At 66.7% G+C, this 26,273-nt stretch carries 26 protein-coding genes and 1 tRNA gene; 9 read left to right on the forward strand and 18 right to left on the reverse strand.

Annotated elements, in window-relative coordinates; all coding sequences use genetic code 11:
• Positions 1 to 2: 2 nt before the first annotated feature.
• From AC3WRR_RS28070 to pbpG, 3 genes are all read left to right on the forward strand, one after another.
• Positions 3 to 461 (forward strand): acyl-CoA thioesterase, encoded by a 459-nt coding sequence (locus tag AC3WRR_RS28070; RefSeq protein WP_011615037.1) that lies wholly within the window; start codon positions 3 to 5, stop codon positions 459 to 461.
• Positions 462 to 478: 17 nt separating this feature from the next.
• On the forward strand, positions 479 to 1,201 hold the full coding sequence (locus AC3WRR_RS28075) for a nitroreductase (RefSeq protein WP_081050391.1): 723 nt from the start codon (positions 479 to 481) through the stop codon (positions 1,199 to 1,201).
• A 283-nt stretch (positions 1,202 to 1,484) separates the two neighbouring features.
• Positions 1,485 to 2,708, forward strand: a complete 1,224-nt coding sequence (gene pbpG / locus AC3WRR_RS28080; RefSeq protein ID WP_492298699.1) for a D-alanyl-D-alanine endopeptidase — start codon at positions 1,485 to 1,487, stop codon at positions 2,706 to 2,708.
• Positions 2,709 to 2,777: 69 nt separating this feature from the next.
• Here the strand turns inward: pbpG and AC3WRR_RS28085 are convergent, their stop codons facing one another.
• The 3 genes from AC3WRR_RS28085 to AC3WRR_RS28095 form a co-directional block, all read right to left on the reverse strand.
• The gene (locus AC3WRR_RS28085; RefSeq protein WP_011615040.1) at positions 2,778 to 4,190 is read right to left on the reverse strand and encodes an FAD-binding oxidoreductase; all 1,413 of its coding nucleotides are present in this window, start codon (positions 4,188 to 4,190) and stop codon (positions 2,778 to 2,780) included.
• A 15-nt stretch (positions 4,191 to 4,205) separates the two neighbouring features.
• Positions 4,206 to 4,955 (reverse strand): FadR/GntR family transcriptional regulator, encoded by a 750-nt coding sequence (locus AC3WRR_RS28090; RefSeq protein WP_011615041.1) that lies wholly within the window; start codon positions 4,953 to 4,955, stop codon positions 4,206 to 4,208.
• Positions 4,956 to 5,094: 139 nt separating this feature from the next.
• Positions 5,095 to 5,880: an IclR family transcriptional regulator gene (locus AC3WRR_RS28095; protein WP_013956405.1), complete on the reverse strand. Its 786-nt coding sequence runs from the start codon at positions 5,878 to 5,880 to the stop codon at positions 5,095 to 5,097.
• A 235-nt stretch (positions 5,881 to 6,115) separates the two neighbouring features.
• Between AC3WRR_RS28095 and AC3WRR_RS28100 the strand changes: the two genes are divergently transcribed.
• The 3 genes from AC3WRR_RS28100 to AC3WRR_RS28110 are packed head-to-tail and all read left to right on the forward strand — an operon-like array spanning position 6,116 to position 8,549.
• Positions 6,116 to 6,841: a (Fe-S)-binding protein gene (locus AC3WRR_RS28100; RefSeq protein ID WP_011615043.1), complete on the forward strand. Its 726-nt coding sequence runs from the start codon at positions 6,116 to 6,118 to the stop codon at positions 6,839 to 6,841.
• Positions 6,842 to 6,870: 29 nt separating this feature from the next.
• Positions 6,871 to 8,283, forward strand: a complete 1,413-nt coding sequence (locus AC3WRR_RS28105; protein WP_011615044.1) for a LutB/LldF family L-lactate oxidation iron-sulfur protein — start codon at positions 6,871 to 6,873, stop codon at positions 8,281 to 8,283.
• Complete coding sequence (locus AC3WRR_RS28110; protein ID WP_058698886.1) at positions 8,280 to 8,549, forward strand: hypothetical protein; 270 nt, start codon at positions 8,280 to 8,282, stop codon at positions 8,547 to 8,549. Before AC3WRR_RS28105 ends, AC3WRR_RS28110 begins: the two co-directional genes overlap by 4 nt.
• A gap of 18 nt (positions 8,550 to 8,567) precedes the next feature.
• On the opposite strand, the gene AC3WRR_RS28115 is transcribed toward AC3WRR_RS28110, so the two are convergent.
• Entirely contained in the window at positions 8,568 to 9,455 is an 888-nt protein-coding gene (locus AC3WRR_RS28115; RefSeq protein ID WP_011615046.1) for a LysR substrate-binding domain-containing protein, read from the reverse strand.
• Positions 9,456 to 9,606: 151 nt separating this feature from the next.
• Here AC3WRR_RS28115 and AC3WRR_RS28120 point away from each other — a divergent pair, with 151 nt between their 5' ends.
• From AC3WRR_RS28120 to AC3WRR_RS28130, 3 genes are read left to right on the forward strand one after another with little or no spacing between them, the layout of a single operon-like run.
• The gene (locus AC3WRR_RS28120) at positions 9,607 to 10,608 is read left to right on the forward strand and encodes an ornithine cyclodeaminase family protein (protein ID WP_011615047.1); all 1,002 of its coding nucleotides are present in this window, start codon (positions 9,607 to 9,609) and stop codon (positions 10,606 to 10,608) included.
• Positions 10,605 to 11,441: a phosphate/phosphite/phosphonate ABC transporter substrate-binding protein gene (locus AC3WRR_RS28125; protein WP_011615048.1), complete on the forward strand. Its 837-nt coding sequence runs from the start codon at positions 10,605 to 10,607 to the stop codon at positions 11,439 to 11,441. The genes AC3WRR_RS28120 and AC3WRR_RS28125 overlap by 4 nt, the downstream gene beginning before the upstream one ends.
• A 56-nt stretch (positions 11,442 to 11,497) precedes the next feature.
• The gene (locus tag AC3WRR_RS28130; protein WP_011615049.1) at positions 11,498 to 12,544 is read left to right on the forward strand and encodes a tripartite tricarboxylate transporter substrate binding protein; all 1,047 of its coding nucleotides are present in this window, start codon (positions 11,498 to 11,500) and stop codon (positions 12,542 to 12,544) included.
• A 64-nt stretch (positions 12,545 to 12,608) separates the two neighbouring features.
• On the opposite strand, the gene AC3WRR_RS28135 is transcribed toward AC3WRR_RS28130, so the two are convergent.
• The 14 genes from AC3WRR_RS28135 to boxC all read right to left on the reverse strand — a co-directional run bounded on the left by AC3WRR_RS28135 (position 12,609) and on the right by boxC (position 26,236).
• On the reverse strand, positions 12,609 to 13,403 hold the full coding sequence (locus AC3WRR_RS28135) for an ABC transporter ATP-binding protein (protein WP_492298700.1): 795 nt from the start codon (positions 13,401 to 13,403) through the stop codon (positions 12,609 to 12,611).
• 1 nt (position 13,404) lies between these two features.
• A complete protein-coding gene (locus AC3WRR_RS28140; RefSeq protein ID WP_492298702.1) occupies positions 13,405 to 14,301 on the reverse strand; it encodes an ABC transporter permease in 897 nt (298 codons plus the stop codon).
• A 176-nt stretch (positions 14,302 to 14,477) separates the two neighbouring features.
• Positions 14,478 to 15,455 (reverse strand): ABC transporter substrate-binding protein, encoded by a 978-nt coding sequence (locus AC3WRR_RS28145; protein ID WP_035815710.1) that lies wholly within the window; start codon positions 15,453 to 15,455, stop codon positions 14,478 to 14,480.
• A 272-nt stretch (positions 15,456 to 15,727) separates the two neighbouring features.
• Positions 15,728 to 16,786: an aldo/keto reductase gene (locus AC3WRR_RS28150; protein WP_058698899.1), complete on the reverse strand. Its 1,059-nt coding sequence runs from the start codon at positions 16,784 to 16,786 to the stop codon at positions 15,728 to 15,730.
• Positions 16,787 to 16,818: 32 nt separating this feature from the next.
• On the reverse strand, positions 16,819 to 17,853 hold the full coding sequence (locus tag AC3WRR_RS28155; protein ID WP_492298705.1) for a quinone-dependent dihydroorotate dehydrogenase: 1,035 nt from the start codon (positions 17,851 to 17,853) through the stop codon (positions 16,819 to 16,821).
• 89 nt (positions 17,854 to 17,942) lie between these two features.
• On the reverse strand, positions 17,943 to 18,731 hold the full coding sequence (locus tag AC3WRR_RS28160) for an arginyltransferase (protein ID WP_011615055.1): 789 nt from the start codon (positions 18,729 to 18,731) through the stop codon (positions 17,943 to 17,945).
• Between the two features lie 68 nt (positions 18,732 to 18,799).
• The gene (aat, locus tag AC3WRR_RS28165) at positions 18,800 to 19,552 is read right to left on the reverse strand and encodes a leucyl/phenylalanyl-tRNA--protein transferase (protein ID WP_011615056.1); all 753 of its coding nucleotides are present in this window, start codon (positions 19,550 to 19,552) and stop codon (positions 18,800 to 18,802) included.
• A gap of 40 nt (positions 19,553 to 19,592) precedes the next feature.
• Positions 19,593 to 20,177: an NUDIX hydrolase gene (locus AC3WRR_RS28170; RefSeq protein ID WP_011615057.1), complete on the reverse strand. Its 585-nt coding sequence runs from the start codon at positions 20,175 to 20,177 to the stop codon at positions 19,593 to 19,595.
• Between the two features lie 213 nt (positions 20,178 to 20,390).
• A tRNA-Met gene (locus AC3WRR_RS28175) sits at positions 20,391 to 20,466 on the reverse strand.
• Between the two features lie 122 nt (positions 20,467 to 20,588).
• Positions 20,589 to 21,341, reverse strand: a complete 753-nt coding sequence (locus AC3WRR_RS28180; RefSeq protein ID WP_011615058.1) for an RES family NAD+ phosphorylase — start codon at positions 21,339 to 21,341, stop codon at positions 20,589 to 20,591.
• A complete protein-coding gene (locus AC3WRR_RS28185) occupies positions 21,301 to 21,690 on the reverse strand; it encodes an MbcA/ParS/Xre antitoxin family protein (protein ID WP_035815700.1) in 390 nt (129 codons plus the stop codon). Before AC3WRR_RS28185 ends, AC3WRR_RS28180 begins: the two co-directional genes overlap by 41 nt.
• Positions 21,691 to 21,779: 89 nt before the next feature.
• Entirely contained in the window at positions 21,780 to 23,030 is a 1,251-nt protein-coding gene (gene boxA, locus AC3WRR_RS28190) for a benzoyl-CoA 2,3-epoxidase subunit BoxA (RefSeq protein WP_011615060.1), read from the reverse strand.
• 42 nt (positions 23,031 to 23,072) lie between these two features.
• Positions 23,073 to 24,497 (reverse strand): benzoyl-CoA 2,3-epoxidase subunit BoxB, encoded by a 1,425-nt coding sequence (gene boxB, locus AC3WRR_RS28195; protein WP_492298706.1) that lies wholly within the window; start codon positions 24,495 to 24,497, stop codon positions 23,073 to 23,075.
• Between the two features lie 35 nt (positions 24,498 to 24,532).
• Positions 24,533 to 26,236 (reverse strand): 2,3-epoxybenzoyl-CoA dihydrolase, encoded by a 1,704-nt coding sequence (gene boxC / locus AC3WRR_RS28200; protein ID WP_492298708.1) that lies wholly within the window; start codon positions 26,234 to 26,236, stop codon positions 24,533 to 24,535.
• Positions 26,237 to 26,273 lie beyond the last annotated feature (37 nt).

Here is a 26,273-nt window from a genome sequence, read left to right on the forward strand (position 1 = left end):
TCATGAAACCGCAAGCCGAGTCGCGCAGTGCCTATCCGTACTTCCAGCCGATCACCACGCGTTGGATGGATAACGATGTCTATGGCCACGTTAACAACGTTGTCTACTACAGTTACTTTGATACCGTGGTGAATACCTACCTGATCCGGCAGGGCGTGCTCGATGTCACGTCGGGCGACACGATCGGGCTGGTGATCGAGACGCAGTGCAACTACTTCTCGTCGCTGAGCTTTCCCGAGACCGTGGTGGCCGGCCTGCGCGTGGCAAGACTGGGCACGTCGAGCGTGCGCTATGAGGTCGGGCTGTTCAGCGGCGACAACGAGACTGCCGCCGCGCAGGGGCATTTCATCCACGTCTATGTCGATCGCGCCACGCGCCGGCCGGTGCCGTTGCCGGAGCCGCTGCGCGAGGCGCTGCTGCCGTTGGTGATGGCCGACGCGGTGACGGGCGGGCAAGGGTAAGAACGGGGCAACAGGAGATGAACAAGATGTCCCACGAGGTGCAATTCGGTTCGCAGGATGCCGTGGACTGCGTGGATCGCGCGATCCTGACGCGGCGTTCGGTGCGGGCCTTTCTCGATACGCAGGTGCCGCGCCGGACCGTCGAGGAAATCCTGGCCGTAGCCAGCCGTGCGCCGTCGGGCACCAATACGCAGCCGTGGCGCGTCTATGTGCTGTCCGGCGAGGCGAAGGCCAAGCTGTGCGCCGATGTGCTGGGCGCCTACGAAGACCCCGAGCGCGACAGCAAGTACCTGGAAGAGTATCCGTACTACCCGCGCGAGTGGGCCGACCCCTACTTGTCGCGGCGGCGCAAGGTGGGCTGGGACCTGTACGGGCTGCTTGAGATCAGCCGCGAAGACAAGGCGCGCATGCATGAGCAGCACGCGCGCAATTTCCGTTTCTTCGATGCGCCGGTGGGGATGATCTTCACCATCGACCGCATCATGGAGCAGGGCAGCTGGCTGGACTACGGCATGTTCCTGCAAAGCATCATGGTCGCCGCCCGGGCGCGCGGGCTTGATACCTGTCCGCAGGCGGCGTTCACGCAGTTCCACAAGATTATTGGCAGCCACCTGCGGCTGCCACCGGAGGAAATGGTGGTATGCGGCATGTCACTGGGTTTTGCCGACCCGGAAGCGATCGAGAACCAGCTGACCACGGAACGTGAGCCGGTCAGCGGGTTCGCGCGTTTCCTCTCATAGCAAAGTTTGAGAAAAGTTTGTATCAATGTGTAACGATGAGTGCCGATATACAAGACGACGTCCGTGTATTGGCTGGGAGTGTTCCAAGGGGCAGCAAGGTGAACCCGGGTACGCCTGGGGCAAGCCAGAGGCGGTTCGCATGCAAACGTGACCTTTTGGTTGCTTTTTCCGCAATGTGGAAATGTTTGCAAATCGAACTTTAAGGAGCGTCTGTAAGTCTTTAATCTTGCTAACAATTTCTTTCTTTCCTACACTAGCGCCATTCCTATGCGCTGAACGAATCATGTTCCGGTCTGATTCCATTTTTTCCAGATTCTTCGGCTCCGCACCCCTGTCCGCTGTTGCCACCGCGGTCCTGGTATCGGTGTCGATGGTCGCGGCACCTGTGGCCGAAGCGGCCACCAAGTCCGCAACTACCCAAAAAACGTCGAAAAAGCAGGCAAAATCGGTTAACGCCGAGAAAAAGGGTGCTTCGAAGATTGTTGCCAAGAGCTCGCGTAGCGGCAAGGTCGCCAAGCGCGAAGCAAGCAGCACACGCAAAGTGGTGGTGCTGAAAAATGGCAAGCGCCATACCATCGTAGCCCAGCGTGCCGCACCCGTGCGCGCCGCCTTCACCCCGGCCAAGCCGTCGCTGGGCGAAGCCATGGGCTTGCGTGACACTGACGACGCGCTGGCACTGCGCTCCAGCGTGGCACTGGTGATGGACCAGAATTCCAACGAGGTGCTGTTCCAGAAGAACGCCAGTGCGGTGCTGCCGATCGCTTCGATCACCAAGCTGATGACCGCGCTGGTGGTGATGGACGCCCGCCTGCCGATGGACGAAGTGCTGACCATCTCCGAGGAAGACCGCGACACCGAAAAGCACAGCGGCTCGCGCCTGCGCTTTGGTACGCAGCTGACGCGCCAGGAATTGCTGCTGCTGGCGCTGATGTCGTCCGAGAACCGCGCCGCGTCGGCGCTGGGCCGCAACTACCCGGGCGGCCTGCCGGCCTTTGTCCAGGCGATGAACCGCAAGGCCCGCGAGCTGGGCATGAACGACAGCCACTTCGTCGATTCCAGCGGGCTGTCGAGCAGCAATGTGTCGAGCGCGACGGACCTGGTGCGCATGGTCAACGCGGCGTATCGCAACCCGACCATCCGCGAGTTCTCGACGCAGACCGAGCATGAGGTCAACGTGCTGGGCCGCACCCAGCACTACGTCAGCACTAACCGCCTGGTGCGCGGCGGCAACTGGGAGATCGGCCTGCAGAAGACCGGCTTTATCTCCGAGGCCGGCCAGTGCCTGGTGATGCAGGCCAAGGTCCAGGGCCGCAACGTGGTGATGGTGTTCCTGGACTCGGCCGGCAAGCTGTCGCGCTTTGCCGATGCCAACCGCGTCAAGGACTGGCTGGAGCATGCGCCGTCGCCATCGTCGCCGCAGCGTGGTTTCCCGTCGTCGCCGAACCTGACGCAGGCTCCGGGCGGCGCGCACGCGATCCTGGCCTCGCAACAGTCGCGCGGCATCTGATACGGAACGCCTGACCGGGAAAAAACGCGCCGTGCCACGGCGCGTTTTTCGTTCTGGCGGCCGCGGCCGTCAGAGCAGCTTGCCTGGGTTCATGATCCCGGCCGGGTCGAACACGGCCTTGATCTCGCGCATCAGCCGCAGTTCCAGCGGGTCCTTCATGGTCAGGAAGGCATGGCGCTTGAGCTGGCCGATGCCATGCTCGGCGCTGATGCTGCCGCCGTAGCGCATCACTTCGTCCAGCACCGCGTCGGTCACCGCATCGCCTTGCGTGGCCGCCCAGTCCTTGGGCGCGCCGGCCGGGCGCGACAGGTTGTAGTGCAGGTTGCCGTCGCCGAAGTGCCCGAAGATAAAGGGCCGGATGGCGGGATCGAGCCCACGCAGCCGCGTTTCCATCGAGGTCATGAAGGCCGGAATCTGCTCGATCGGGAGCGAGATGTCGTGCTTCAGGTGCGGGCCGTCGGCGCGCTGCGCCTCGGAGATTTCCTCGCGCAGTTTCCACAGCGCCTGCAATTGTGCGAGCGAGGCAGACACGGCTGCATCGAGGCACAGCTCGCGCTCCAGCGCTTCGCCGATAACGCGTTCGAGCAGCGCGTTCAGCGCATCTTCGTCCGTGGTGTCGGCCAGTTCCACCAATACGTAGGCGGGGTAGCGTTGCGCGAACGGCTCCTGCACGCCCTCTGCGTGCGTGAGCACCAAGTCCAGGCAATCGCCGGTAAAGAATTCGAACGCCTGCAGGCGCGCGCCGCATTGTTCAAACAGCAGTTCATAGAGTGCCAGCGACTGCGCCGGCGAGGCCACCGCCGCCAGCACCACACTGCGCGTGTCGGTACGCGGGAACAGCCGCAGCGCGGCCGCGGTGATTACGCCGAGCGTACCTTCGGAGCCGACCAGCAGCTGCTTCAGGTCATAGCCGGTATTGTCCTTGCGCAGCGTGCGCAGGCCATGGAAGACCTCGCCGTTGGGCAGCACCGCTTCCACGCCCAGCACCAGTTCGCGCGCCATGCCATAGCGCACCACGTTCACGCCGCCGGCATTGGTCGCAAGGTTGCCGCCGATCTGGCATGAGTCTTCGGCGGCCAGCGACAGCGGCAGCAGCCGGTTGGCGTCTTGCGCCGCGCGGCGCAGGTTGCCGAGGATGCAGCCGGCCTCTGCAACCATGGTGTTGGCGATGGTGTCGAGCGAGCGCACCGCGTTCATGCGGTCCAGGCTCAGCACCACGTTCTGCGCCTGCGCATCGGGCGTGGCGCCGCCGCACAGGCCGGTATTGCCGCCGCGCGGCACCACCGGCACCGCGGCCTGCTGGCACAACGCCAGGGCGCGCGAGACTTCGTCCACGGTGCGCGGCCGCAGCACGGCCTGGGCCTGGCCGCGGTAGATGCCGCGCCAGTCGGACAGCCACGGGGCGATGTCGTCGGGGTTGGTCAGGACGGTGTCGGCGCCGAGGGCCTCGGTGAGCCGCTGGGCGAATTGGCCGGTTTGCATGATGGTGGTGTCGTCTCAGGAAAGGGAAGGGGAGCTGGCTACGCGCGCTGTCGACGCTTCATCGGCGCGCGTGCGCAGCACCAAGCCAAGCCGGCGCGCCGCGCATTGCAGGTGCGTCACCGCGGCCGCGCGGGCTGCCGCGGCATCGCCACGGCGGATGGCATCGACGATCGCTTCATGCTCGGCATGCACGGTCTCGGCCAGGCCTGCCTGGCGCAGCGTATTGGCGCGCGCGGTGGCCACGGCCTGGTGCAGCTGCAGGTTCAGGTACTGCAGCAGCTGGCGGTAGTAGGGGTTGTGCGTGGCGGCGGCAATGCCGATATGGAAGGCGGCGTCGATATCGGCGGCCGGCTGCGGGTCATAGAGATGAGCGCGCAGCCGCTGCAGCAGTGCACTCAGTGCGGCCACGTCCTCATCGGTGCGGCGCACGGCGGCCAGCGCCGCGGCGGCGCCTTCCAGGTCGATGCGCAGGTCGTACAGGTCGGCCAGCCCGCTGGCGTCGATATCGGGTTCGCGCGGCAGCTGGAATCCCGCCGAGCCGGTACGCGAGCGCACCGTGCAGCCGACGCCCTGGCGTGACTCGACGAAGCCCTGCGAACGCAGGTGCTCGGTGACTTCGCGGATCACCGCGGCGCTGACGCCGTACTGCTCGGACAGCTGCCTGCCGGTCGGCAACCGGCTGCCGACCGGGTAGGCGCCGCTTTCGATATCGGCGCGCAGCTGGCGGGTGACCTGTTCGGTGAGGGTGACGGCACGGGTTCGCATGGGTGCCAATTATATGGTTTGCTGGTTATCTGAAAACTAAGGGTAAACCATGGAATTGAGACGACCGCAGTCCCAAAGCAAAACGCGCGGACTGCCATGATGGCAGCCCGCGCGTTGGCGGCGGCTGGCGATTCGGCCTTCAGGCGGCGGCTTCGGTCACGTAGCCCATGCCGCGCGAGATCTGCAGCGCCGTGTCCTTCAGGTTTTGCAGCCAGCTGTCCTGCAGCCGGTCGGCCGGTGCCGACAGCGACAGCCCGGCCACCAGCCGGCGCGAGTCGTCATAGATGCCGGCGGCAATGCAGCGCACGCCCAGTTCCAGCTCTTCGTTGTCGCGCGCATAGCCGTTGGAGCGCACCCAGCTGAGCTCCCGCTCGAGCTTGGTCAGGTCGGTGATCGAGGTGCGGGTATGTCCGGCCAGCCCGGTGCGGGTGGCGTAGTTGCGTACGCGCGCGGCTTCGTCCGCTGCCAGGAACAGCTTGCCGACCGAGGTCAGGTGCAGCGGCGCGCGGCCGCCGATGGCGCGCACCACCTGCATGCCCGAGCGCTCGCTGTAGGCGCGCTCGATGTAGACGATCTCGTCGCCCTGGCGCACCGACAGGTTCACGGTCTGGCCGGTGACGCGGTGCAGCGCGCGCATCGGCGCCAGCGCCGCGTCGCGCACGGACAGGCGTGCCTTGACCAGGTTGCCCAGTTCCAGCAGCCGCATGCCGAGCCGGTAGCTGCCGGGATCGGAACGGTCGACAAAGCGGCAGGCCACCATGTCGTTGAGGATGCGGTGGGCGGTGGAGGGATGCAGCCCCGTGGCCAGTGACAGCTCTTTCAGGCTGACCGGGTCGGCGTGCTGCGCGAGCGCGTCCAGCAGGGTCATCATGCGCTCGATGACCTGGATGGACGTCTTGCCGGGTGACTTGTCTGCGTCGGACATAGATGGAAAAAAGAGAAATGTTGCTTGCGGCATTTTTAAGCGTCTGCCCGATTCTATCTCGCATTGTGAAAATTTCAATGGGTGAAATGACATTACCGTAAGAAACGGCTGGTGATGTTGCTCACCGGAAGTGATGTGCATTGCACCGGATTCACGCCCTTGCTGAACGGTTTGTGCGCCACGCGCGACGCAAACGCGCATAATTGCGGGGTTTCGGGGTCTGGAGAAGTCGACAATGCGAGTTGGTCTGTTCGCCACCTGTCTGGTGGACCTGATGCGTCCGGAAATCGGGTTTTCGGTGCTCAAGCTGCTGGAAGCCGCCGGCTACGAGGTCATGGTGCCCGAGGCGCAGACCTGCTGCGGCCAGCCGGCCTACAACTCGGGCGAGCGCGCCGTGTCGCGCGACCTGGCGGAGAAATTCCTGCGCGAGTTCGAGATGTTCGACTACATCGTGGTGCCGTCGGGCAGCTGCGGCGGCATGATCCGCCAGCACTACGGCGACCTGCTGCACAACGATCCCGAACTCAACGGCCGCTACGAGCGCCTGCGCGAACGCGTGTTCGAGCTGACGGATTTCCTGGTCAACGTGGCCAGGGTGCAGACGCTGCCGTCGTCGTTCTCGGGCCATGTCACCTATCACGATTCCTGTTCCGGCCTGCGCGAGCTGGGCGTCAAGCAGCAGCCGCGCGAGCTGTTGTCGCGGCTGCCGGGCGTGCAGCTGACCGAAATGAAGGATTGCGAAGCCTGCTGCGGTTTTGGCGGCACCTTCTCGGTCAAGTACGGCAATATCTCGACCGCGATCGTCGACGAGAAGTGCGCCAACATCAAGGCCAGCGGCGCCGATACGGTGGTGCTGGGCGACCTGGGCTGCATCCTCAATATCGAAGGCCGCCTGCGCCGCACCGGCGACAGCAGCACGCGCGTGCTGCATATCGCCCAGGTGCTGGCGGGCGACGCCTGACATCCGCTGAAATCCGGGGAATCGCCACGATGCAAGTCCACAGCATGGAATTCAAGGCGCGCGCCGGCCAGAAGCTGGCCGACCAGCGCCTGCAGCAGAACCTGAAGAAGCTTTCGACCAAGTTCGTCACGGCCCGCGCCGACGCGATCCGCGATATCGACTTCGACGCCACGCGCGAGGCCCTGAAAGAGCGCCGCGACCGCGCGCTGGAAAACCTCGACGTCTGGCTGGCCACCTTCGAAGAGAACGCGACGAAGCGCGGCGCCACGGTGCTGTTTGCCGAGACCACTGCCGATGCCGCGCGCCTGGTGGCCGAGATCGCGCAGAAGCATGGCGTGAAGAAGGTCATCAAGAGCAAGTCCATGGTGACCGAGGAAATGCGGCTGAACCAGGTGCTGGGCGAGATGGGCGTGCAGAGCATCGAGACCGACCTGGGCGAATACATCCTGCAGATCAACGACTCGGAACCGCCGTCGCACATCATTGCGCCGGTGGTGCACAAGGACAAGGACGAGATCGCCGACCTGTTCGCCAGGGTCCACCACAAGCCGCGGCTGACCGAGATCCCGGAGATGACGCGCGAGGCGCGCGAAGTGCTGCGCCCCGAGTTCCTGAGCGCTGACATGGGCGTCACCGGCGGCAACTTCATCATTGCCGAGACCGGCTCGGTGGCGGTGGTCACCAACGAGGGCAACGAAGGCATGTGCACGGTGATGCCGCGCGTGCACGTGGCCGTGACCGGCATCGAAAAGGTGCTGCCGACGCTGGAAGACCTGGCCACGGTGATGCGCCTGCTGCCGCGCTCGGCCACCGGCCAGGCCATCTCGAACTACTTCTCGCTGCTGACCGGCCCGCGCGCCGAGGGCGAGCGCGACGGCCCCGAGCACATGTACTTCGTGCTGGTCGATGGCGGCCGCACCGGGCTGATCGGCGGCGACTTCCAGGAGATGCTGCGCTGCATCCGCTGCGGCGCCTGCATGAACCACTGTCCGGTCTACCAGAAGATCGGCGGCCACGCGTATGGCTGGGTCTATCCGGGCCCGATGGGCAGCGTGCTGACGCCCAGCTACGTCGGCCTGGCCAATGCGATCGACCTGCCGCAGGCGGCGACCATGTGCGGCGAGTGCAACCGCGTGTGCCCGGCATCGATCCCGCTGTCGGACCTGCTGCGCAAGCTGCGCGAGAAGCAGATGGAGCGCGGGCTGCGCCCATGGCAGGAGCGCTTCGCGCTGCAGGCGTGGGGCTACGTCGCCAAACGCCCGGAGCTGTATGCCTTTGCCACCCGCATCGGCGCCTGGCTGCTGGGCCGCATGGGTGGCAGCAACAAGCTGATTGCCAGCCTGCCGATGGCGGGCAAGGGCTGGACCGAAACCCGCGACATGCCGGCCCCGTCGGGCCGCACGTTCCGCGAACTGTACAAGGAAAGGAGGGCACGTTTATGAGCGCCACCAACAACGAAGCACTGGCGCGCATGCGTGCCGCACTGGACCAGCACCTGGCCGGATCGATGCCCGCTGGCGACCTGGTGCGCGCATGGCGCGAAGCCGGTACCGGGCTGGCGCTGCCGCCGGTCTACGGGCAGGCGATGGAAGAGCTGCTGCGCCGGCTCGAGATGTCGGCAGTGTTCGCGCAGGATAGCTGCTCGTTTTCGAGTTCGGCGGTGACGGACCAGCTGACGCGCTGGCTGGACAAGGCGGCAACGGTCTGAGGCTTCAGTAAAGAACCACTAGCCCTTCATCATCCCCGTCAGCGTATCCACGAATTCCAGCGACAGCCGCGACAGCGGTTCGGTCTGCACATGGAAGATCTGCACCGAGGCATTGACCTTGGTGCGTATCGGCACCGCAACGATATTGGGCCAGCTCTGGCCGAACACGGTCATGGCATCGACCAGCGCGATGCCGGCGCCGGCCTGCGCCAGCGCGCGCGCCACGTGCGCCTGCTCCACCTGCACCCGCATATCGGGCTGGTTGCCCTCGCTGCCGAACATCTCGCGGACCAGCAATCCGAACGGGACGTCCGGTCCGTAGCCGATCAGGTCTTCTCCGACCAGCTCGGCCGGGCGCACCCAAGTCCGCGTGGCCAGCCGGTGATCCACCGGCACCAGTGCCACGATCGCGTTCTTTACCAGCAGGCGCGCCTCCAGGTTGGGGTGCACCAGCGGCATGTTCGACACGGCCAGGTCCACCTGTCCCGACAGTAACGCGCGCAGCATATTGCCGGGGATCTGCGTTCGCACCACCACGCGCACCGCCGGGTGCGCGGCGCGAAAGCTCGCGATGGCGCGCGGCAGCACGGTCTGGCCCAGGTTGGGGCTGCATGTGAGGCGCAGGCTGCCGGTGCGGTTGGCCGCGAGGTCCTCGGCGATCTCGTTGACGCGCTCGATCCCTTCGTAGACCGCATTCACCTCGCCCAGCAGGCGCCGCGCTTCCGGCGTAGGGTAGAGGCGCCCCTTGGTGCGGCGGAATAACTCCAGGCCGAGGCGTTGCTCGGTGTGCGACATCAGCCGGCTGATGGCCGGCTGCGACACGTACAGCAGCTTGGACGCACCGCTGATCGAGCCGGTCAGCATGACCGCGCGGAACACCTCGATCTGGCGCAGGTTCATTTTCATGGCATTAACCTGATGTTAAGGCTGGCGGACATATAAGCATATGACAGTCAATGGCGCCATACCTACACTGAACTCCATCGACACACGCCGCGCGCCGCAGGGCACGCACCAGCGATGTGCAGGGTTTTCCATCCCGGAGGCAGGAGACTGTATGAGCGACATCCATCTCACCTACATCAACGGCAAGGACATCGCGCGCCTGGAAATGACCGACGCCGAGATCCTCGACGCGGTCGAGCAGGCGCTGGTGGCGCAGGGCAACGGCCAGACCGTGATCGAGCCACGCGTGCACCTGATTCCCGACCCCGCCTTCAACGGCCACTTCAACGTGTTGCGCGGCTATGTGGCGCCGCTGGGGCTGGCAGGCGTCAAGATCGTCGGCGACTTCGTCGACAACTACAAGCTCGGGCTGCCATCGGAAATGGCGATGCTCAACCTGTTCGATCCGCGCACCGGCATGCCGGTGGCGATGATCGATGCCACCTTCATTACCGATGCCCGCACCGGCGCGCTGACCGCGCTCGGCGCCAAGCATCTGGCGCGCCGCAACAGCAAGGTGCTGGGCCATATCGGCGCGCGCGGCACCTCCTACTGGAATGTGCGCCTGCTCGACAGCCTGTTCGACTTCGACGAGATCCGCGTGCACTCGCGCCGCCCCGAAAGCCGCAATGCCTTCGCCGCGAGGCTGGAGCGCGATCTCGGCAAGAAGATCGTCGTCACCGAAGACTGGGAGTCGTGCGTGCGCGGTGCCGATATCGTGATCGAGGCTTCGCGCCTGGAGCGGCCGACGCCGATGCTGAAGACCGAGTGGATCAAGCCCGGCGCCTTTGTCGTGCCGTACGGCACCATGAGCGCGGTCGAGCTGTCGCTGACCGACATCATGACCAGGATGGTGGTGGATGACTGGGGCCAGTGCAAGGGCGGCATGTTCGGCTCGCTGCGCGCGCATGTGGAAGCCGGCAAGCTGTCGGAACAGACGCTCTATGCCGAGCTGGGCGAGATCGTCGCCGGGCGCAAGCCGGGCCGCCAGAGCGACGACGAGACCAACCTGTTCTGGCACCGCGGCCTGTCGCTGAGCGATATCGCGCTGGGCCACGCCATCCTGAAGAAGGCCGAGAGCCGCGGCCTGGGCCAGAGGTTGCTCTACGCATGATCGCCAACGCCCGCATGTACTCGGTCAGCGCGCCGGTGGAGCAGGCGTGGCGAGCGCTGTTGGTGCACGTGGCCGACCGCGCAGGCGTGGACCTGCCGTATGTCGAACATCCCGCGCCGGCCCCGGTCAACGCGTTGTGGGCGCGGCCGGACTGCGGCTGCGTATTCATGTGCGGCTATCCCTATGCCAGCGCGCCGGTAACGCCGCAATTGCTGGCCGCGCCGGTGCCGGCGCTGGCGCGCTACGGCGGGCGCCCGGTCTACTTCAGCGAATTCATCGTGCGTGCTGACGCGCCGGTGCAGGCGCTGGCGCAGACCTTCGGCGCTCGGCTGGCATGCATGCTGCCTGAGTCCAACTCGGGCTACAACGCGCCGCGCCATCACCTGATGCGGCTGGCGCCGGCCGGCACCCGTGCGCTGTACCGGCCTGCCGCCGCACCCACGCCGACACCGCGCGAGGTCATTGACGCGGTCATCGGCGGGGACGCCGAGGCGGGAGTGGTCGATAGCTATGTGCTGGACCTGCTGCGCCGCTTCGAACCCGGGCTCGCGGGCCGGCTGAAAACGCTGGAGGTGACCCCGGCCGCGCCGATCCCGCCGCTGGTCGCCTCGGCGCAGGCCGACCCGCACGAGTGCGCGTACGTGCGTGCCGCGCTGCTGACGCTGCATGAGGGTGCAACGGGGACCGCGTTGCTGTCCATGCTGGGGCTGGCGCGCTTTGCGCCGGTGCAACCGGCCGACTATGCCGTTCTGCCTGAACTCGCACGCGAAGCGGACCAGGCGGGGTTTGCGCTGACCGATGCCGGACCGGGCACGGCCAAGCACGATAACTAGACTGCCGGCGCGGTGGGGGAGCCAAGCCTGATCACTGCCAAATAGGGGAAACCGTCATGAAGACCGCTGTGAAACCTGATGTGGAAGCTGCCGTGAAGCCCGCCGTAAAACCTGTCCTTCGACGCATGGCCATGCGCTGCATGCTTGCCTGCATCGCGGCCTGCGCCCCGTGGCTCGCTGCCGCACCCGCGCTGGCCCAGCCGCCTGGGTACCCCGCCAAGCCGGTGCGCATCGTGGTGCCGTTCGCCGCCGGCGGGCCCGCCGATGTGCTCGGCCGCGCGGTTGGCGAAGGCATCGCCAAGGCCACCGGCCAGAGCGTGCTGGTGGAGAACAAGGCCGGCGCTGCCGGCACCATCGGCGTCGACATGGTGGCCAAGGCCGCGCCCGACGGCTATACGCTGGCGCTGGTGCCGGTCGGCAATATCGCGGTGAACCCCACGCTGATGCCGAACCTGCCGTACAAGCCGGCCGATCTGGCGCCGGTGGCGATGCTGGCCACCGCCGAGAACGTGCTGGTGGTCAATGCGGCCACGCCAGTCAAATCGCTGGCGGAACTGCTCAAGCTGGCCGGGCAGAAGCCGGGTGAGCTGAGCTTTGCTTCGCCCGGCGCCGGCAGCCAGGCGCACCTGGCCGGCGAACTGCTGCAGCTGGATGCCCATGTCAAGCTGAACCACGTGCCGTACAAGGGCATCAGCCCGGCCATGACCGATGTGGTCGGCGGCCAGGTGACGATGATGTTCGCGCAGATGTCGGCGGCGCTGCCCTATATCAAGGCCGGCAAGCTGCGCCCGCTGGGTGTGGCCAGCGCCAAGCGCTCGGCGGTGCTGCCCGATGTACCGACCATCGCCGAACAGGGCTTTCCGAAGTTCGAGGCGTTGTCGTGGTATGCGCTGATGGCCCCGGCCGGTACGCCCGCGGAGATCGTGCGCAAGCTCAGTCAGCATGTTGATGCAGTGCTGGCTGATGCGACGCTGAAGGAAAAGCTGGCAACGCTGGGGATGGAAGCGGCCGGCGGCACGCCGCAGCAGCTTGCCACCACCATCCAGAAGGAAAGCGCGCGCTGGGCCGGCGTGATTCGGCAGCGGCATATCACTATCGACTGAAGCGTCGCGCACTGGCATGAAAAAGGGGAGCCGCCTGGCTCCCCGTCTTCATTGCCCGCCGTCTTCAACCCAGCAAGAGCGCATCATCATCCAGCTGCTCGTGCCGCGTCTGCTCAAACATCTTCAGCAGGTCCGGCACATCCAGGCCCTTGCGCTTGTCGCCCGACACGTCCAGCACCACCTGCCCCTGGTGCAGCATCACCGTGCGCTGCCCATAGTCCAGTGCCTGGCGCATGCTGTGCGTCACCATCATCGTGGTCAGCTTGCTTTCCTCGACGATGCGCGCGGTCAGCTCCAGCACGAAGGCGGCGGTCTTCGGGTCCAGCGCGGCGGTGTGCTCGTCCAGCAGCAGGATGCGCGACGGCTGCAGCGAAGCCATCAGCAGGCTCACCGCCTGGCGCTGGCCGCCGGAGAGCAGGCCGATGCGGTCGGTCAGGCGGTTTTCCAGGCCCAGGTTGAGCAGGCGCAGCTTCTCGCGGAACAGCTCGCGCGAGGTGCGGTTCAGCGCCGGGCGGAAGCCGCGGCGGCTGCCGCGGGCCATGGCCAGGGCCATGTTCTCCTCGATCGTCAGCGCCTCGCAGGTGCCGGCCATCGGGTCCTGGAACACGCGGGCCACCAGGTGGGCGCGGTCCCATGCGGGCTGGCGCGTGACGTCGGTGTCATCGATGGTGATGCGGCCCGAGTCGACCATCTGGTCGCCGCTGATCGCGTTCAGGAAGGTCGATTTGCCGGCGCCGTTGGAGCCGACAACAGCCACGAACTGGCCGCTCGGGATCTCCAGGCTGAGGCCGCGCAAGGCGCGGGTCTCGATCGGGGTGCCCGGGTTGAAGGTGAGCTTCAGGTCTTGTGCGCGCAGCATCTCAGGCACCTCCGTTCTTGCGGGCGAACAGCTTCTTGCGGGTCGCCGGCAGCACCAGCGCGATCGTCACCAGCGCGGCGGTCACCAGGTTCAGGTCCTGCGCCTTGAGGCCGATGAAGTCGCTGTTCAGCGCCAGCGCGATGAAGAAGCGGTACAGGATGGCGCCCAGCACCACGGCCAGCGTGGTCCAGATCAGGCGGCGTGCCGGCAGGATGGTTTCGCCGATGATCACCGCGGCCAGGCCGATCACGATGGTGCCGATGCCCATGGAGATATCGGAGCCGCCCTGGGTCTGCGCGAACAGCGCGCCGGCCAGTGCCACCAGCGCATTGGACAGCGCCATGCCGGCCAGCGTGGCGCGGCCGGTGGGGATGCCCTGCGAGCGGGCCATGCGCGGGTTGGCGCCGGTGGCGCGCATCGCCAGGCCCAGCTGCGAGCTGAAGAACCAGTCCAGGCCGACCTTGGCCACCACCACCACCACGAGCAGCACCAGCGGGCGCAGCACGTAGTCAGGCAGCCATTCGGGCTGCAGGATGGTGAACAGCGTGGGCTCGGTGATCAGCGGCACATTGGGGCGGCCCATGATGCGCAGGTTGATCGAGTACAGCGCGATCATCATCAGGATACTGGCGAGCAGGTCCATGATCTTCAGGCGCACATTGAGCCAGCCGGTGATGAAGCCTGCCAGCGCGCCGGCAGCGATCGCAACGGCAGTGGCCATGAACGGGTCCTGGCCGGTGGCGATCAGCGTCGCGGCGACGGCGCCGCCGAGCGGAAAGCTGCCATCAACGGTCAGGTCGGGAAAGTTGAGGATGCGGAAGGAGATCAGCACCCCGAGCGCCACCAGGCTGAAGATCAGGCCGATCTCCAGGGCGCCCAGAAGGGAAAAGAGGGACATGGGGGAATCCTGTTGCAGGGGCTGGCGGCTGCCTTGGCGCCGCCTTCGGGGCGGGTGGGCCGGCGCGCCTGTGTGGGGCTGCCGGCCGCCTCGCCCTGTTCTGTCCCGTCGGGGCGGATAGGCCCGACGGGGCACCCGCCGTCGTGTGGCGGCAGGGGGCAGTGCTTCGCTGTTGCTTACTTGATGACCGTCTTGGCTTCCTTGACCAGCTCCGGCGACAGCGTGACGCCTTGCTTGGCGGCGGCGCCCGTGTTGACGAAGAGCTCCAGGTTGTCGCTGGTCTGCGAGGCGATCGCGCCCGGCTTCTCGCCCTTCAGGATGCGCACCACGACCTTGCCGGTCTGGTGGCCGAGGTCGCCATAGTTGATGCCCAGTGCGGCCACGGCGCCACGCTTGACGCTGTCGGTATCGGCGGCCACCAGCGGGATCTTGGATTCGTTGGCGACCTTGACCAGGGACTCATACGCCGACACCACGTTGTTGTCGGTGTTGGTGTAGATCACGTCGACCTTGCCGATCAGGCTCTTGGCGGCCGGGCCGATGTCAACGGTACGCGGCGCGGCAGCTTCCTTGAGCGTCAGGCCGTCCTTGGCCAGCAGCTCCTTCAGTTCCTTGACCACGACCACCGAGTTGGCTTCGCCCGGGTTGTAGACCATGCCCACGGTCTTGGCCTTGGGCACCACGCGCTTGATCAGCGCGACCTGCTTGTCCAGCGGCAGCTTGTCCGACACGCCGGTAACGTTGGTGCCCGAGGCCGACCAGCTCTTGACCAGCTGCGCGGCGACCGGATCGGTCACGCCCGAGTACACCACCGGCACGCTCTTGGTGGCGGCAACCACGGCCTGGGCCGACGGGGTGGCGATGGCAACGATGGCGTTCGGGTTGTCGCCGACGAACTTGCGGGCGATCTGCGCCGCGGTGCCGGTGTTGCCCTGGGCGCTCTGGTATTCCCACTTCAGGCTCTTGTCGGCGTCATAGCCGGCGGCCTTCAGCTCGGCGCGCACGCCGTCGCGGATGGCGTCCAGCGCGGGATGGTCGACGATCGACAGCACCTTGACGGTCTGGGCCTGCACGGCGCCGCCGTACAGCAGTGCCAGCGCCACGGCGCCGCCCAGGATGGACTTGGTTGCTGCGAGACCCTTGATGGACTTCATTGTCTGTTCTCCCCCGAAACTCGGTTCTGGATTGGATACGGCCGCGGATGGTTCGGTCCGCCGTCCTGGCCCGCGCGCATGCTGGCGTACGGGGCCGGTCCGGGCGGGCGCGGCGGCTTCCTGCGGCTGGAGGGAGCGTGCGCGGGCGCGTCGGATGCGACAGCGATAAGCCTGCGAGGATACCATTTCTCGCGCACGATATGGACAGTCATCATGCGGAAGTGGGGCATCGGATGCTGCCAGACGCCCACTATCCGCCATCGAGGCGCATTTTATTGCGCGGGATTCATGATTTGCTTGTGGATTACCCCGATTGCGGCGACCAGGTCTTCATGCAATTGCGCGTTCCAGGCGTCGAGGTTTTCCTCGAGCTGGGCCAGCGTGGTGGCGCCGACGATGGTGCTGGCGGCGAACCAGCGCGAGTAGCACCAGGCTAGCGCCAGCGTGGCAGGGGAGAGGCCGGCGCTTTTCGCCAGTTCGACATAGCGGGCCGAGGCCGCCATGGTCTCGGGGCGCATGTAGCGCGGGCTCCAGTCGGCGGGGAAGCGCGACAGCCGGCCCTTGGCCTCGGCATTGAAGACCGGGTTGGCCGCATCGCCCGCCAGGTATTTGCCGGTCAGTTGCCCGAACGCCAGCGGGCTGTACACCAGCAGGCTGACATCGGTACGGAAGCACGCTTCATCCAGTCCCTGCTCGAAGCTGCGGTTGACCAGGTTGTACGGGTTCTGGACGGTGGCGATGCGCGGCAGGCCGTGCTGCTCGGCAAGGCGCACGAATTCGGCCACGCCCCACGGGGTCTCGTTCGACACGCCCACGTAGCGGATCTTGCCGGCGCGCACCAGTTCGTCCATGACTTCGAGTTGGGCCTGGATCGAGGTGCACTCGCGCTCCTTGGCAGGATCGAAGCTGAGCTGCCCGAAGATCGGCGCATTCCGCGCCGGCCAGTGGATCTGGTACAGGTCGATATAGTCGGTCTGTAGCCGGCGCAGCGATTCGTCCACCGCGGCGCGGATGCCAGCCGGCGTCAGGTCGTCGCCATTGCGGATCCACGGCATGCGGCCCGGGCCGGCCACCTTCGTGGCGAGCACCACGCGGTCGCGCGGCTGGCGCCTGAGCCAGGTGCCGACAATGCGCTCGGTCTGGCCGTAGGTGCCGGCCCTCGGCTTGACCGGGTACATCTCGGCCGTGTCGATGAAATTGATGCCGCGCGCGAAGGCGTAGTCGAGCTGGCTGTGGCCTTCGGCCTCGGTGTTCTGCTCGCCGAAGGTCATGGTGCCCAGGCAGATGCGCGAGACCTGCAGGTCGCTGCGGCCGAGTCGGATGGTTTCCATGGCGGTTTGCGTGTCGTTGGCGCAGGAGGGACTCAGCCGCGCAGCGCCGCGGCGCACTCGCGCACCAGCGCCGGGCCGCGGTAGATCAGGCCGCTGTAGACCTGCACCAGCTTCGCGCCGGCGTCGATCTTGGCGCGCGCATCGGCGCCGCCGAAGATGCCGCCCACGCCGATGATCGGCACCGCGTCGCCGACCACGCCGTGCAGCGCGCGCACCACCTGGGTCGAGGCCTCGAACACCGGGCGGCCGGACAGGCCTCCGGCTTCCTCGGCATGCGGCAGGCCCTTGACCGCCTCGCGCGAGATGGTGGTGTTGGTGGCGATCACGCCGTCGATCTTGTGCCGCACCAGCGCGTCGCCGATATTACCGATCTGGTCGGCATCCAGGTCCGGCGCGATCTTCAGCGCCAGCGGCACGTAGCGCTTGTGCTGGTCGGCCAGGCGCTGCTGCGCATCCTTCAGCGTCGACAGCAGGCTGTCCAGCTCGCTCGCGCCTTGCAGCTGGCGCAGGTTCTTGGTGTTGGGCGACGAGATATTGACCGTCACGTAGCTGGCGTGCGGGTAGACGCGTTCCAGGCAGTAGAGGTAGTCGTCGTTGGCGCGCTCGATCGGCGTATCGGCGTTCTTGCCGATGTTCAGCCCCAGCACGCCGCCCTCGGCCTTCCAGCGCGAGGCCCGCACATTGGCGACAAAGGCATCGACGCCGCCATTGTTGAAGCCCATGCGGTTGATCAGCGCATCCGCCTGCGGCAGCCGGAACATGCGCGGGCGCGGGTTGCCCGGCTGCGCGCGCGGCGTGACCGTGCCCACCTCGATAAAGCCGAAGCCGAACGCGGCCAGCCCGTCGATATAGGCGCCGTCCTTATCCAGCCCCGCGGCCAGGCCGACCGGGTTGGGGAACCGCACCCCCATGACCGTGCGCGGGTCGTCGGCAATCCTGTTGCCGATGCAGCCCGCCAGGCCCATGCGATGGGCGCGCAGCAGGTTGTTCAGCGTGAAATGGTGGGCGTCCTCGGCATCCATCGAGAACAGGGCGGGGCGAACCAGGGGGTAGAGCGCGTTGAGCACGGGGGGGCAGGGCAGAGTGAATACCAGGCCCGCATTGTAGCGGCTGGGCCGCATACCCGGTCGGTGCGCGGCCGGATGCCGCGACCCGGCTAGTCCCGGTTGGATGCAGGCGCGGGGCTGGCCGCATCCCCGGCCTCGTCCTCGAACGCATGCCAGTGGTTGCCGGTCAGCACCTGCAGCGGCCGGAAGCGTGCCTTGTAGGCCATCTTGCGGCTGTCGGCGATCCAGTAGCCCAGGTAGAGGTGCGGCAGGCCCAGCTCGCGCGTCTGGCGGATCTGCCACAGGATGTTGTAGGTGCCGTAGCTGGCGTTGCGTTCGAGCGGATCGTAGAAGGTGTAGACCGACGACAGCCCGTCGTCGAGCACGTCGATCATGCTGACCATGCGCAGGCGCCCGGCCTCGGGCGAGCCCGGCGGTTCGCGGAATTCCACCAGGCGCGAGTTGACGCGGCTCTGCAGCAGGAACTGTTCGTACTGGTCGCGGCTGTCCTGGTCCATGCCGCCGCCGGCGTGGCGCATCGACTGGTACAGCAGGTACAGCGAATAATGCTCTTCGACATAGGTCAGCGGTGCCACCAGTGCCTGCAGGTGCTGGTGGCGGCTCCAGGCGCGGCGCTGCGAGCGGTCGGGCACGAACTGGTCCACCACCACGCGGCATGGCGTGCAGGCGTGGCATTCGTCGCAATACGGCCGGTAGGTGAAGATGCCGCTGCGGCGAAAGCCGGCGCGCACCAGGCGTGAATAGACGTCGGCATTGATCAGGTGCGCCGGGGTGGCGACCTGGGAGCGTGCCATGCGGCCGTCGAGATAGCTGCAAGCGTAGGGCGCCGTGGCATAGAACTGCAGCGCGGAGAGCGGAAGTTCCTTCAGCTTGCTCATGACTCAGGGGGCTCCGGGCGGGACGATGCGGCCGGACGCGCAGTCAGCGGGGCGTCCCGTGCCAGGTTTCAGCCGGCCGGCGCGGCTGGCGTCCCGGCCCAGCGCTCCAGCACCGATTTGTCGAACCGCCACGGACTGATCGCCGGCAGCGCCGTCGCCGCCCGCACATGGGCCACGAACTCTGCGCGGGGGATCGGGCGCGCACCCAGCGAGGCCAGGTGGTCGGTTTCCTGCTGGCAGTCTATCATCGCCACGCCGTGATTGCCGAGGAACGCGCACAGTGCCGCCAGTGCGATCTTTGAGGCATCGGTGCGGTGCGCGAACATCGATTCGCCGAAGAACATCCGCCCCAGCGCCACCCCATACAGGCCGCCCACGCGTTCGCCGCGGTACCAGCTTTCGACCGAATGGGCCATGCCGTTGCGGTGCAGCGTACCGTACGCGGCAATGATATCGTCGGTGATCCAGGTGCCGTCCTGGCCGTCGCGCGGGGTGGTCGCGCAGGCGCGCATCACCGCCAGGAAGTCGTCGTCGACGCGGATCTCCCAGTCAGCGTCGCGCAGCACGCGGCGCAGGGTCTTGCGCAGGTTGAGCGAGACGCGCAGCGCCGGCGGGGCCAGCACCATGCGCGGATCGGTGCTCCACCACAGCACCGGCTGGCCGCTCGAATACCACGGGAAGATGCCCTGGCGGTACGCCAGCAGCAGCCGCTGGGGCGACAGGTCGCGGCTGGCCGCCAGCAGGCCGGGGGCTTCGGAATCGGGCCCGAGCGCCTCGTCAACCGGCGGAAACGGGTCTTGCGGGTCCAGCCAGGCAATCATGCGGGCTGCGCCGTAGGGCGATGCGCGGCGGCCGCGCCGCTCAGGGCGTGACCGTGGCCCGGCTGGTCAGCGGGCGCATGGGCTTGTCGATATCCAGGCTGTGCAGCCGGAAGCTGCCGTCCTGCAGCCGGCCGGCGGCGCGGTCGGCAAAGAAGCAGCGCAGGGTGTGGATCACGGTGGGGAACGCCAGTTCATCCCAGGGCACATCGGCCTCTTCGACCAGCTTGACCTCCAGGCTTTCCTCGCCGGGGGCGATATCCAGGTCGTCCAGCGTGGCCAGGTAGAAAAGATGCACCTGGTGCACATGCGGCACGTTCAGGATCGAGAACAGTTCTCCGACCTGCACGCGCGCGCCGGCTTCTTCCAGTGTCTCGCGCGAGGCAGCCTGCGCGGTGGTTTCGCCAATCTCCATGAAGCCCGCAGGCAGGGTCCAGAAACCGTAGCGCGGCTCGATGGCGCGCTTGCACAGCAGGATCTTGTCTTCCCACACCGGAATCGTGCCAACGACGTTGCGTGGATTGACGTAGTGGATGGTGCCGCAGTTGTCGCAAACACTGCGCGGGCGGTTGTCGCCGTCAGGCACGCGCAACACGACCGCATGACCACAGTTCGAGCAGAATTTCATGAGGGGCGTCCGGGAGGAATGGCGAAAGTGTATCACCCTCGCAGAGGGGGCCGGCAGGCATGATTGGGGCGGTGGGGCACCATCGGTCAACGCAGTCTGGTGCTGCACGGAGGGCAGCATCGGGGTGCCAGTGCCGGAGCAGCAGAAAACAAAAAACCCGCCAGAGGCGGGTTTATCTGCTTTGACGGTGCCGCATGATACGCATCATGCGGTTGGTTGCGGGGGCAGGACTTGAACCTGCGACCTTCGGGTTATGAGCCCGACGAGCTGCCAACTGCTCCACCCCGCGTCCGTCGAAGAAAAAATTATATGGCATCTGGTTGCGCAATGCAACACCTGTTTAAAAATACCTTCCAGTGGTGCGCATCGCCGCCTGCCATAACGATTAGATCGCCGGCACGGGGCAGAGGTTCAGCCCGTGCCAGTGCTATCGGTTGTGCGCTGCCACAGCGCGGCCTCGAACTCGAAGCTGTCGCGTTGCTGCAGGTCGTCGCGCTGCCAGATCACGCGGTCGCGGCGCACCGTCAGCATCCAGGTGGTGGTGGCCAGCGGCGCCGGGTGGGAGAACGCGTGCGGGGTCAGCACCGCGCCGCAGGGGCCATGCCGGGGATCGCGCACGGAGGTGTAACGGATCATGCCTAGGCCGGCCTCGCGCGCGATGCGGCCGAAGGCCTGGCAGGGCTCGTGGTGGTCGGGATCGGTCCAGATGGCATGGTCCTGGTCGAACGGCGGTGTGTCCAGTGCCACGCCCCAGGTATCGACGCGCACTTCGAACAACGTCTGCGCGCGGGCGTCGATGCGCGGCAGCGCGGGGCTGTCGTTGAGGAAGCGCCAGCGCCAGTAGCCGAGTTCGGCGCAGGCGGTGCGGATCTCGTTGGCGCCGTAGAACACGCCCGGATCCTGGCTGGCGCGAAAGCGCGAGCCCCAGGGCGAGGGCGGATAGCGGAACGGGGTGAACAGCAGGTAGTGCAGATGGCGTGCCTCGGCGGGCACTGCGGGTTTGCCGGCGTCGAGCACGGCTTCCAGCACAGCCTGTTCTTCCAGGCTGTCGACCAGCGGCATGGTGGATACGACGTGCTGGGCCTCCACCGCCCGCCACAGCGTGAGCGCGAACTGCCTGCGCTCAGATGCGACCGCGGGTGGCGTCCAGGTAGTGAACGACACGGACCAGACCTTCCGTTGTGCGGATCATTTCAAGGGGCTTGCCGCCCAGCGCCAGGTTTTCATTGGTCAGCCATAGCCGGGCCTGGTCGCCGTGGCCCAGGATGGCATCGAGCGATCGGAACAGGCGCACGAACAGCACGCCGAATTCCCACTCCTTGCGGTGCGCATCGAGCACATAGCCGCCAGATGCCATGCGCGATACCGATGCCGTGCTGATGCCCAGCACGCTTGCCACCACGGCCTGGCTGATGCCGAGGAAGCCGGCGGCGCGCATCACCGCCTTGGTCAGCGTGGTGCCGGGGTCGGGGCCGCCGGCGGGATCGGTTTCCGGAATCCGCCTGGATTGCATCGCCATCACTCCTGTTTCTTCAGAAATATTATAGGCGATGCCTTTCAGAAGGGAAGCGATTGCTGAAAAACCAGCAAACTACGGCGGCGTCAGTAGGTCTCGATATGAAGCCGGCCCTCCGCCTTCATTGCGGCCTCGATCTCGGGCCACGCGTGCCCGGAGCCGGCGCACACCGCTTCGAATGCCTCGAGCACGCCTGCCTCCATGCCCTTCAGTCCGCAGATATAGACATGGCCGTTGGGATCGGCCAGCAGCGCGGCGACGCTGTCAGCCGCTTCGCGGATCGCGTCCTGCACGTAGCGGCGCGGCGCGGCGGGATCGCGCGAGAAGGCGAAATGGATGTCGAGGAAATCCTTGGGCAGCTTCAGCAGTGGGCCGAAGTAGGGCAGTTCGTTGGCGTTGCGCGCACCGAAGAACAGCTGCCGGCGCCCGCCGAAGTGCGCCATGTTGCGGCGCATGCGCTCGGTCATGGCGCGCATCGGGGCTGAGCCCGTGCCGGTGCAGATCATCATGATGCTGGCCTCGGCATGGTTGGGCATCAGGAAGGTCGATCCGAACGGGCCCACCACGTGTACGCTGTCGCCCTTGGCCAGGTCGCACAGGTAGTTGGACGCGACGCCCCGCACCGGCTTGCCATCGTGGTCCTGGTCGACCCGTTTGACGGTCAGCGCCAGGTTGTTGTAGCCCGGGCGCTCGCCGTCGCGCGGGCTGGCCACCGAGTACATGCGAATGTAGTGCGGCTTGCCCGACGCATCCGTGCCGGGCGGCACGATGCCGATCGACTGGCCTTCCAGGATCGGGAAGAAGTGCGTGCCGAAATCCAGCACGATATGGTGGATGTCGCTGGATGCGTCTTCTGCGGTCAGCCGGTAGTTGCCGGCCACGGTCGCCGTGACCGGCGCGCGCACGCCATGCAGGTTCACATAGGGATGGGCCGCCGACCACGGCGCACGCGGCGAGGTGTGGCGGCTGGTTTCCACGGACTGGATGGCGGCGTCGGGTGCGGCGCCGCTTGCCGTGCCGGTGCCGAGGGTTGCCTGCGGCGCCTCGCCCAGGTCGGCCAGTTCCGGCAGCGGCACCTCGGCCGGCAACTCGTCCCACAGCAGTTGCGCCTCGATCGGGTAGGCCTGGCCGCGCAGCATGGTGCGCCAGTTGTCGATGGCTCCGGTCGGACAGGGCGACAGGCAGGCGTTGCAGCCGTTGCACACGTCCGCCCTGACCACGTAGTTGCGGTCGTCGTGGGTGATGGCGTCGATCGGACAGGTGTCCTCGCAGGTATTGCAGCGGATGCAGATTTCCGGATCGATCAGGTGCTGCTTGATGATGTCGGGGGCGCCCATGGCGTGTCTCCGGTGGCTCCTGGCCTGTCCTGTGCTTCTGGTTCAGTTGAAACGCACGTACTCGAAATCCATCGGCTGGCGGTTGATGCCCACCGCCGGAGGCGCGATCCAGTTGGCGTACTTGCCGGGCTCCACCACGCGGCCCATCAGCGAGGCAACAAAGGCGCGGTCTTCGTCGGTGGCCAGCCACTTGCGTTCGTTAGCCTGCCATTCCGCTTCGGAAATCAGCTGGCCCTCGGGCGAGACATGCACATTGGCCAGCGTGCCGATCTTGCGGTTGAAGGCCTTGTGCGGCACGGTCAGTCGGAATGCGATGCCGGCCTTTTCGATGACCTTGTTCCAGCGCGCCACGCCGCCCAAGCTGTCCTTGATGTAGTCGTCGCGCAGCACTTCATTGAGCGCATTGAGCATCGGCACCTCGCGCTCGCCCAGGTGCCCGTCGCGCACTTCCAGCACGCGGTAGACATCGCTCTTGAGCACGTGGTCGTCGGCGCGCTTGCCTTCCTCGAAGCGGCCCTTCAGGCCGGCGCTGTAGAAGGTGGCGGCGTTGGACGACTGGTCGGCGCCGAACAGGTCGATGGTGACGCTGTAGTGGAAGTTCAGGTAGCGCTGGATGGTCTCCAGGTCGATCACCCCGGCGGCGCGCACTTCGGCGGGGTCTTCGATGCCGCGTTCGCGCATCACCTCGCAGGTGCGCTGGAGCACGCGCGACACGCCCGATTCACCCACGAACATGTGGTGCGCTTCCTCGGTCAGCATGAAGCGCGTGGTGCGCGCCAGAGGATCGAAGCCGGATTCGGCCAGCGCGCACAGCTGGAACTTGCCATCGCGGTCGGTGAAGTAGGTGAACATGAAGAACGCCAGCCAGTCCGGCGTGCGCTCATTGAAGGCGCCGAGGATGCGCGGGTTGTCCTGGTCGCCGGAGCGGCGCTCCAGCAGCGCCTCGGCTTCCTCGCGGCCGTCGCGGCCGAAATAGCGGTGCAGCAGGTACACCATCGCCCACAGGTGGCGGCCTTCCTCCACATTGACCTGGAACAGGTTACGCAGGTCGTACAGGCTCGGCGCGGTCAGGCCCAGGTGGCGCTGCTGCTCGACCGAGGCGGGCTCGGTGTCGCCCTGCGTCACGATGATGCGGCGCAGGTTGGCGCGGTGCTCGCCCGGCACATCTTGCCAGGCGGCTTCGCCCTTGTGCTCGCCGAAGTGGATCCTGCGCTCGGGGTCGGCCGGCTGCAGGAAGATGCCCCAGCGGTAGTCCGGCATCTTGACGTGGTCGAAGTGCGCCCAGCCCGATGGATCGACCGACACCGCGGTGCGCAGGTAGACATCGAAGTTGTGCGAGCCGTCCGGCCCCATGTCGCGCCACCAGTCGAGGAACGCCGGTTGCCAGTGTTCCAGCGCGCGCTGCAGCGCACGGTCGTCGGACAGGCTGACGTTGTTGGGGATCTTCTGGCTGTAGTCGATGCTCACGTGCTGTCTCCTTGTTGTCTGGCGCGGGGCGGGCGCTACACCCGGTCCCAGTCGAAGCGTGCCTTGTTGCCGCTGCCGAAGACCTTCAGCGCGCCGTTCTCGCCGACGGCGTTGGGGCGCTGGAAGATCCAGTTCTGCCATGCGGTCAGGCGGCCGAAGATGCGCGTTTCCATGGTCTCGGCGCCGCCGAAGCGCAAATTGGCTTCCATCCCGGTCAGTGCATCCGGCGACAGGCTGGCGCGTTCTTCCAGGGCGATGCGGATTTCGTCCTCCCAGTCGATATCGTCGGGCGCGGCGGTGATCAGCCCGAGCGAGTCGGCGCTGAGCGCATCCAGCGGCGCGCCGATATGCTCGCGCACCGCGGTGAGCGCGGCCTCGTCGCCATAGAAGCGCGCCGCCAGCCGGGTTTGCCCGTTGGGCATGGGGTAGTGGCCGAAGTTGAGCGCGGAGGCAAACACGCGCGGCGCGTCGTCCGGAGCGTCGGGCAGGTGCAGCATATAGCTGCGGTCGGCGGCGAGCGCCAGTTCCAGCAGCGTGCCGGCAAAGCAGGAATCGGCTTCGATCAGCGCGATCAGGCTGCGCGACGATACATCCAGCCGCGCCAGCGTGCGGCGCAGCATGCCGATGGTCTCGCGCACGAACCAGTGGCCGGCATGCGCCTGCAGCAGGGCATCGGCCGCCAGCACCGCGGCCGCGTCGCCATCGGTCTTGAGCACCCAGATGCCGATATCCAGATGGTTGGCGCGCAGCGTCAGGATGGCGTCGTCAAGCTCGCGCGCCATCTTCAGCGGCCACCATTGCGCGCCGGCCGCGACCACGCCGGCGAGATCCGCGGGCTGGTGCTTGTCGGGCCCGAATACGGTCAGCGTGGCCTTGCGCGTCGCGGCATCGACATGCACGCGCACGGTCTCGTAGCGGTAGCCGTCGGGCTCGATGGTGCGCGACAGCGGTGTCAGCGTGATGCCGTGGTGGCCCTGCGGCCGGTCACTGGTGGCCGCCAGCGCCGCCGCGCGCTCGGCGATATGCTCGGCAAAGCGCGCCGGCTTGACCACTTCGTCAACCAGCTTCCAGTCCTTGGCGCGCTGGCCGCGCACGCCTTCCGTGGTGGTGCAGAAGATATCCGCGTGGTCGCGGCGCACGTGGCGCTTGTCGGTCACGCGGGTCAGGCCGCCGGTGCCGGGCAGCACGCCCAGCAGCGGCACCTCGGGCAGGCTTACCGCGGACGAGCGGTCATCGACCAGCACGATCTCGTCGCACGCCAGCGCCAGTTCATAGCCGCCGCCGGCGGTGGTGCCGTTGCAGGCGGCAATGAACTTCAGCCCTGAGTGCCGGCTGGCATCCTCGATGGCATTGCGGGTCTCGTTGGTGAACTTGCAAAAGTTGACCTTCCACGCATGCGACGACAGCCCCAGCATGAAGATATTGGCGCCCGAGCAGAAGATGCGGTCGCGCGCGCTGGTCAGCACCACGGTGCGCACTTCGGGGTGCTCGAAGCGGATGCGCTGGAGCGCGTCGTGCAGTTCGATATCGACGCCAAGGTCGTAGGAATTGAGTTTCAGCGCGTAGCCGGGGCGCAGTCCGCCTTCCTCGTCGACGTCCATCGCCAGCGTGGCGACGGGGCCGTCGAAACTCAGTTTCCAGTGGCGATACTGGTCGGGATGACGCTCGAAGGTGATGGGTGCGTCTGACGGGGCGGCTGACTGGTCAGGACGCAGTGGGGCGGTTGCCGGCGCGGACATGGCTGTCTCCTGAGTGCACTATAGTGCCTTGCGGCTT

The organism is Cupriavidus sp. FW305-3-2-15-C-LB2 (assembly GCF_058787575.1).

Coding starts and splice junctions, on each gene's coding strand:
- AC3WRR_RS28070 (WP_011615037.1), top strand. CDS start 3: ATGAAACCGCAAGCCGAGTCGCGCAGTGCCTATCCGTACTTCCAGCCG.
- AC3WRR_RS28075 (WP_081050391.1), top strand. CDS start 479: ATGAACAAGATGTCCCACGAGGTGCAATTCGGTTCGCAGGATGCCGTG.
- pbpG (WP_492298699.1), top strand. CDS start 1,485: ATGTTCCGGTCTGATTCCATTTTTTCCAGATTCTTCGGCTCCGCACCC.
- AC3WRR_RS28085 (WP_011615040.1), bottom strand. CDS start 4,190: ATGCAAACCGGCCAATTCGCCCAGCGGCTCACCGAGGCCCTCGGCGCC.
- AC3WRR_RS28090 (WP_011615041.1), bottom strand. CDS start 4,955: ATGCGAACCCGTGCCGTCACCCTCACCGAACAGGTCACCCGCCAGCTG.
- AC3WRR_RS28095 (WP_013956405.1), bottom strand. CDS start 5,880: ATGTCCGACGCAGACAAGTCACCCGGCAAGACGTCCATCCAGGTCATC.
- AC3WRR_RS28100 (WP_011615043.1), top strand. CDS start 6,116: ATGCGAGTTGGTCTGTTCGCCACCTGTCTGGTGGACCTGATGCGTCCG.
- AC3WRR_RS28105 (WP_011615044.1), top strand. CDS start 6,871: ATGCAAGTCCACAGCATGGAATTCAAGGCGCGCGCCGGCCAGAAGCTG.
- AC3WRR_RS28110 (WP_058698886.1), top strand. CDS start 8,280: ATGAGCGCCACCAACAACGAAGCACTGGCGCGCATGCGTGCCGCACTG.
- AC3WRR_RS28115 (WP_011615046.1), bottom strand. CDS start 9,455: ATGAAAATGAACCTGCGCCAGATCGAGGTGTTCCGCGCGGTCATGCTG.
- AC3WRR_RS28120 (WP_011615047.1), top strand. CDS start 9,607: ATGAGCGACATCCATCTCACCTACATCAACGGCAAGGACATCGCGCGC.
- AC3WRR_RS28125 (WP_011615048.1), top strand. CDS start 10,605: ATGATCGCCAACGCCCGCATGTACTCGGTCAGCGCGCCGGTGGAGCAG.
- AC3WRR_RS28130 (WP_011615049.1), top strand. CDS start 11,498: ATGAAGACCGCTGTGAAACCTGATGTGGAAGCTGCCGTGAAGCCCGCC.
- AC3WRR_RS28135 (WP_492298700.1), bottom strand. CDS start 13,403: ATGCTGCGCGCACAAGACCTGAAGCTCACCTTCAACCCGGGCACCCCG.
- AC3WRR_RS28140 (WP_492298702.1), bottom strand. CDS start 14,301: ATGTCCCTCTTTTCCCTTCTGGGCGCCCTGGAGATCGGCCTGATCTTC.
- AC3WRR_RS28145 (WP_035815710.1), bottom strand. CDS start 15,455: ATGAAGTCCATCAAGGGTCTCGCAGCAACCAAGTCCATCCTGGGCGGC.
- AC3WRR_RS28150 (WP_058698899.1), bottom strand. CDS start 16,786: ATGGAAACCATCCGACTCGGCCGCAGCGACCTGCAGGTCTCGCGCATC.
- AC3WRR_RS28160 (WP_011615055.1), bottom strand. CDS start 18,731: ATGAGCAAGCTGAAGGAACTTCCGCTCTCCGCGCTGCAGTTCTATGCC.
- aat (WP_011615056.1), bottom strand. CDS start 19,552: ATGATTGCCTGGCTGGACCCGCAAGACCCGTTTCCGCCGGTTGACGAG.
- AC3WRR_RS28170 (WP_011615057.1), bottom strand. CDS start 20,177: ATGAAATTCTGCTCGAACTGTGGTCATGCGGTCGTGTTGCGCGTGCCT.
- AC3WRR_RS28185 (WP_035815700.1), bottom strand. CDS start 21,690: ATGCAATCCAGGCGGATTCCGGAAACCGATCCCGCCGGCGGCCCCGAC.
- boxA (WP_011615060.1), bottom strand. CDS start 23,030: ATGGGCGCCCCCGACATCATCAAGCAGCACCTGATCGATCCGGAAATC.
- boxC (WP_492298708.1), bottom strand. CDS start 26,236: ATGTCCGCGCCGGCAACCGCCCCACTGCGTCCTGACCAGTCAGCCGCC.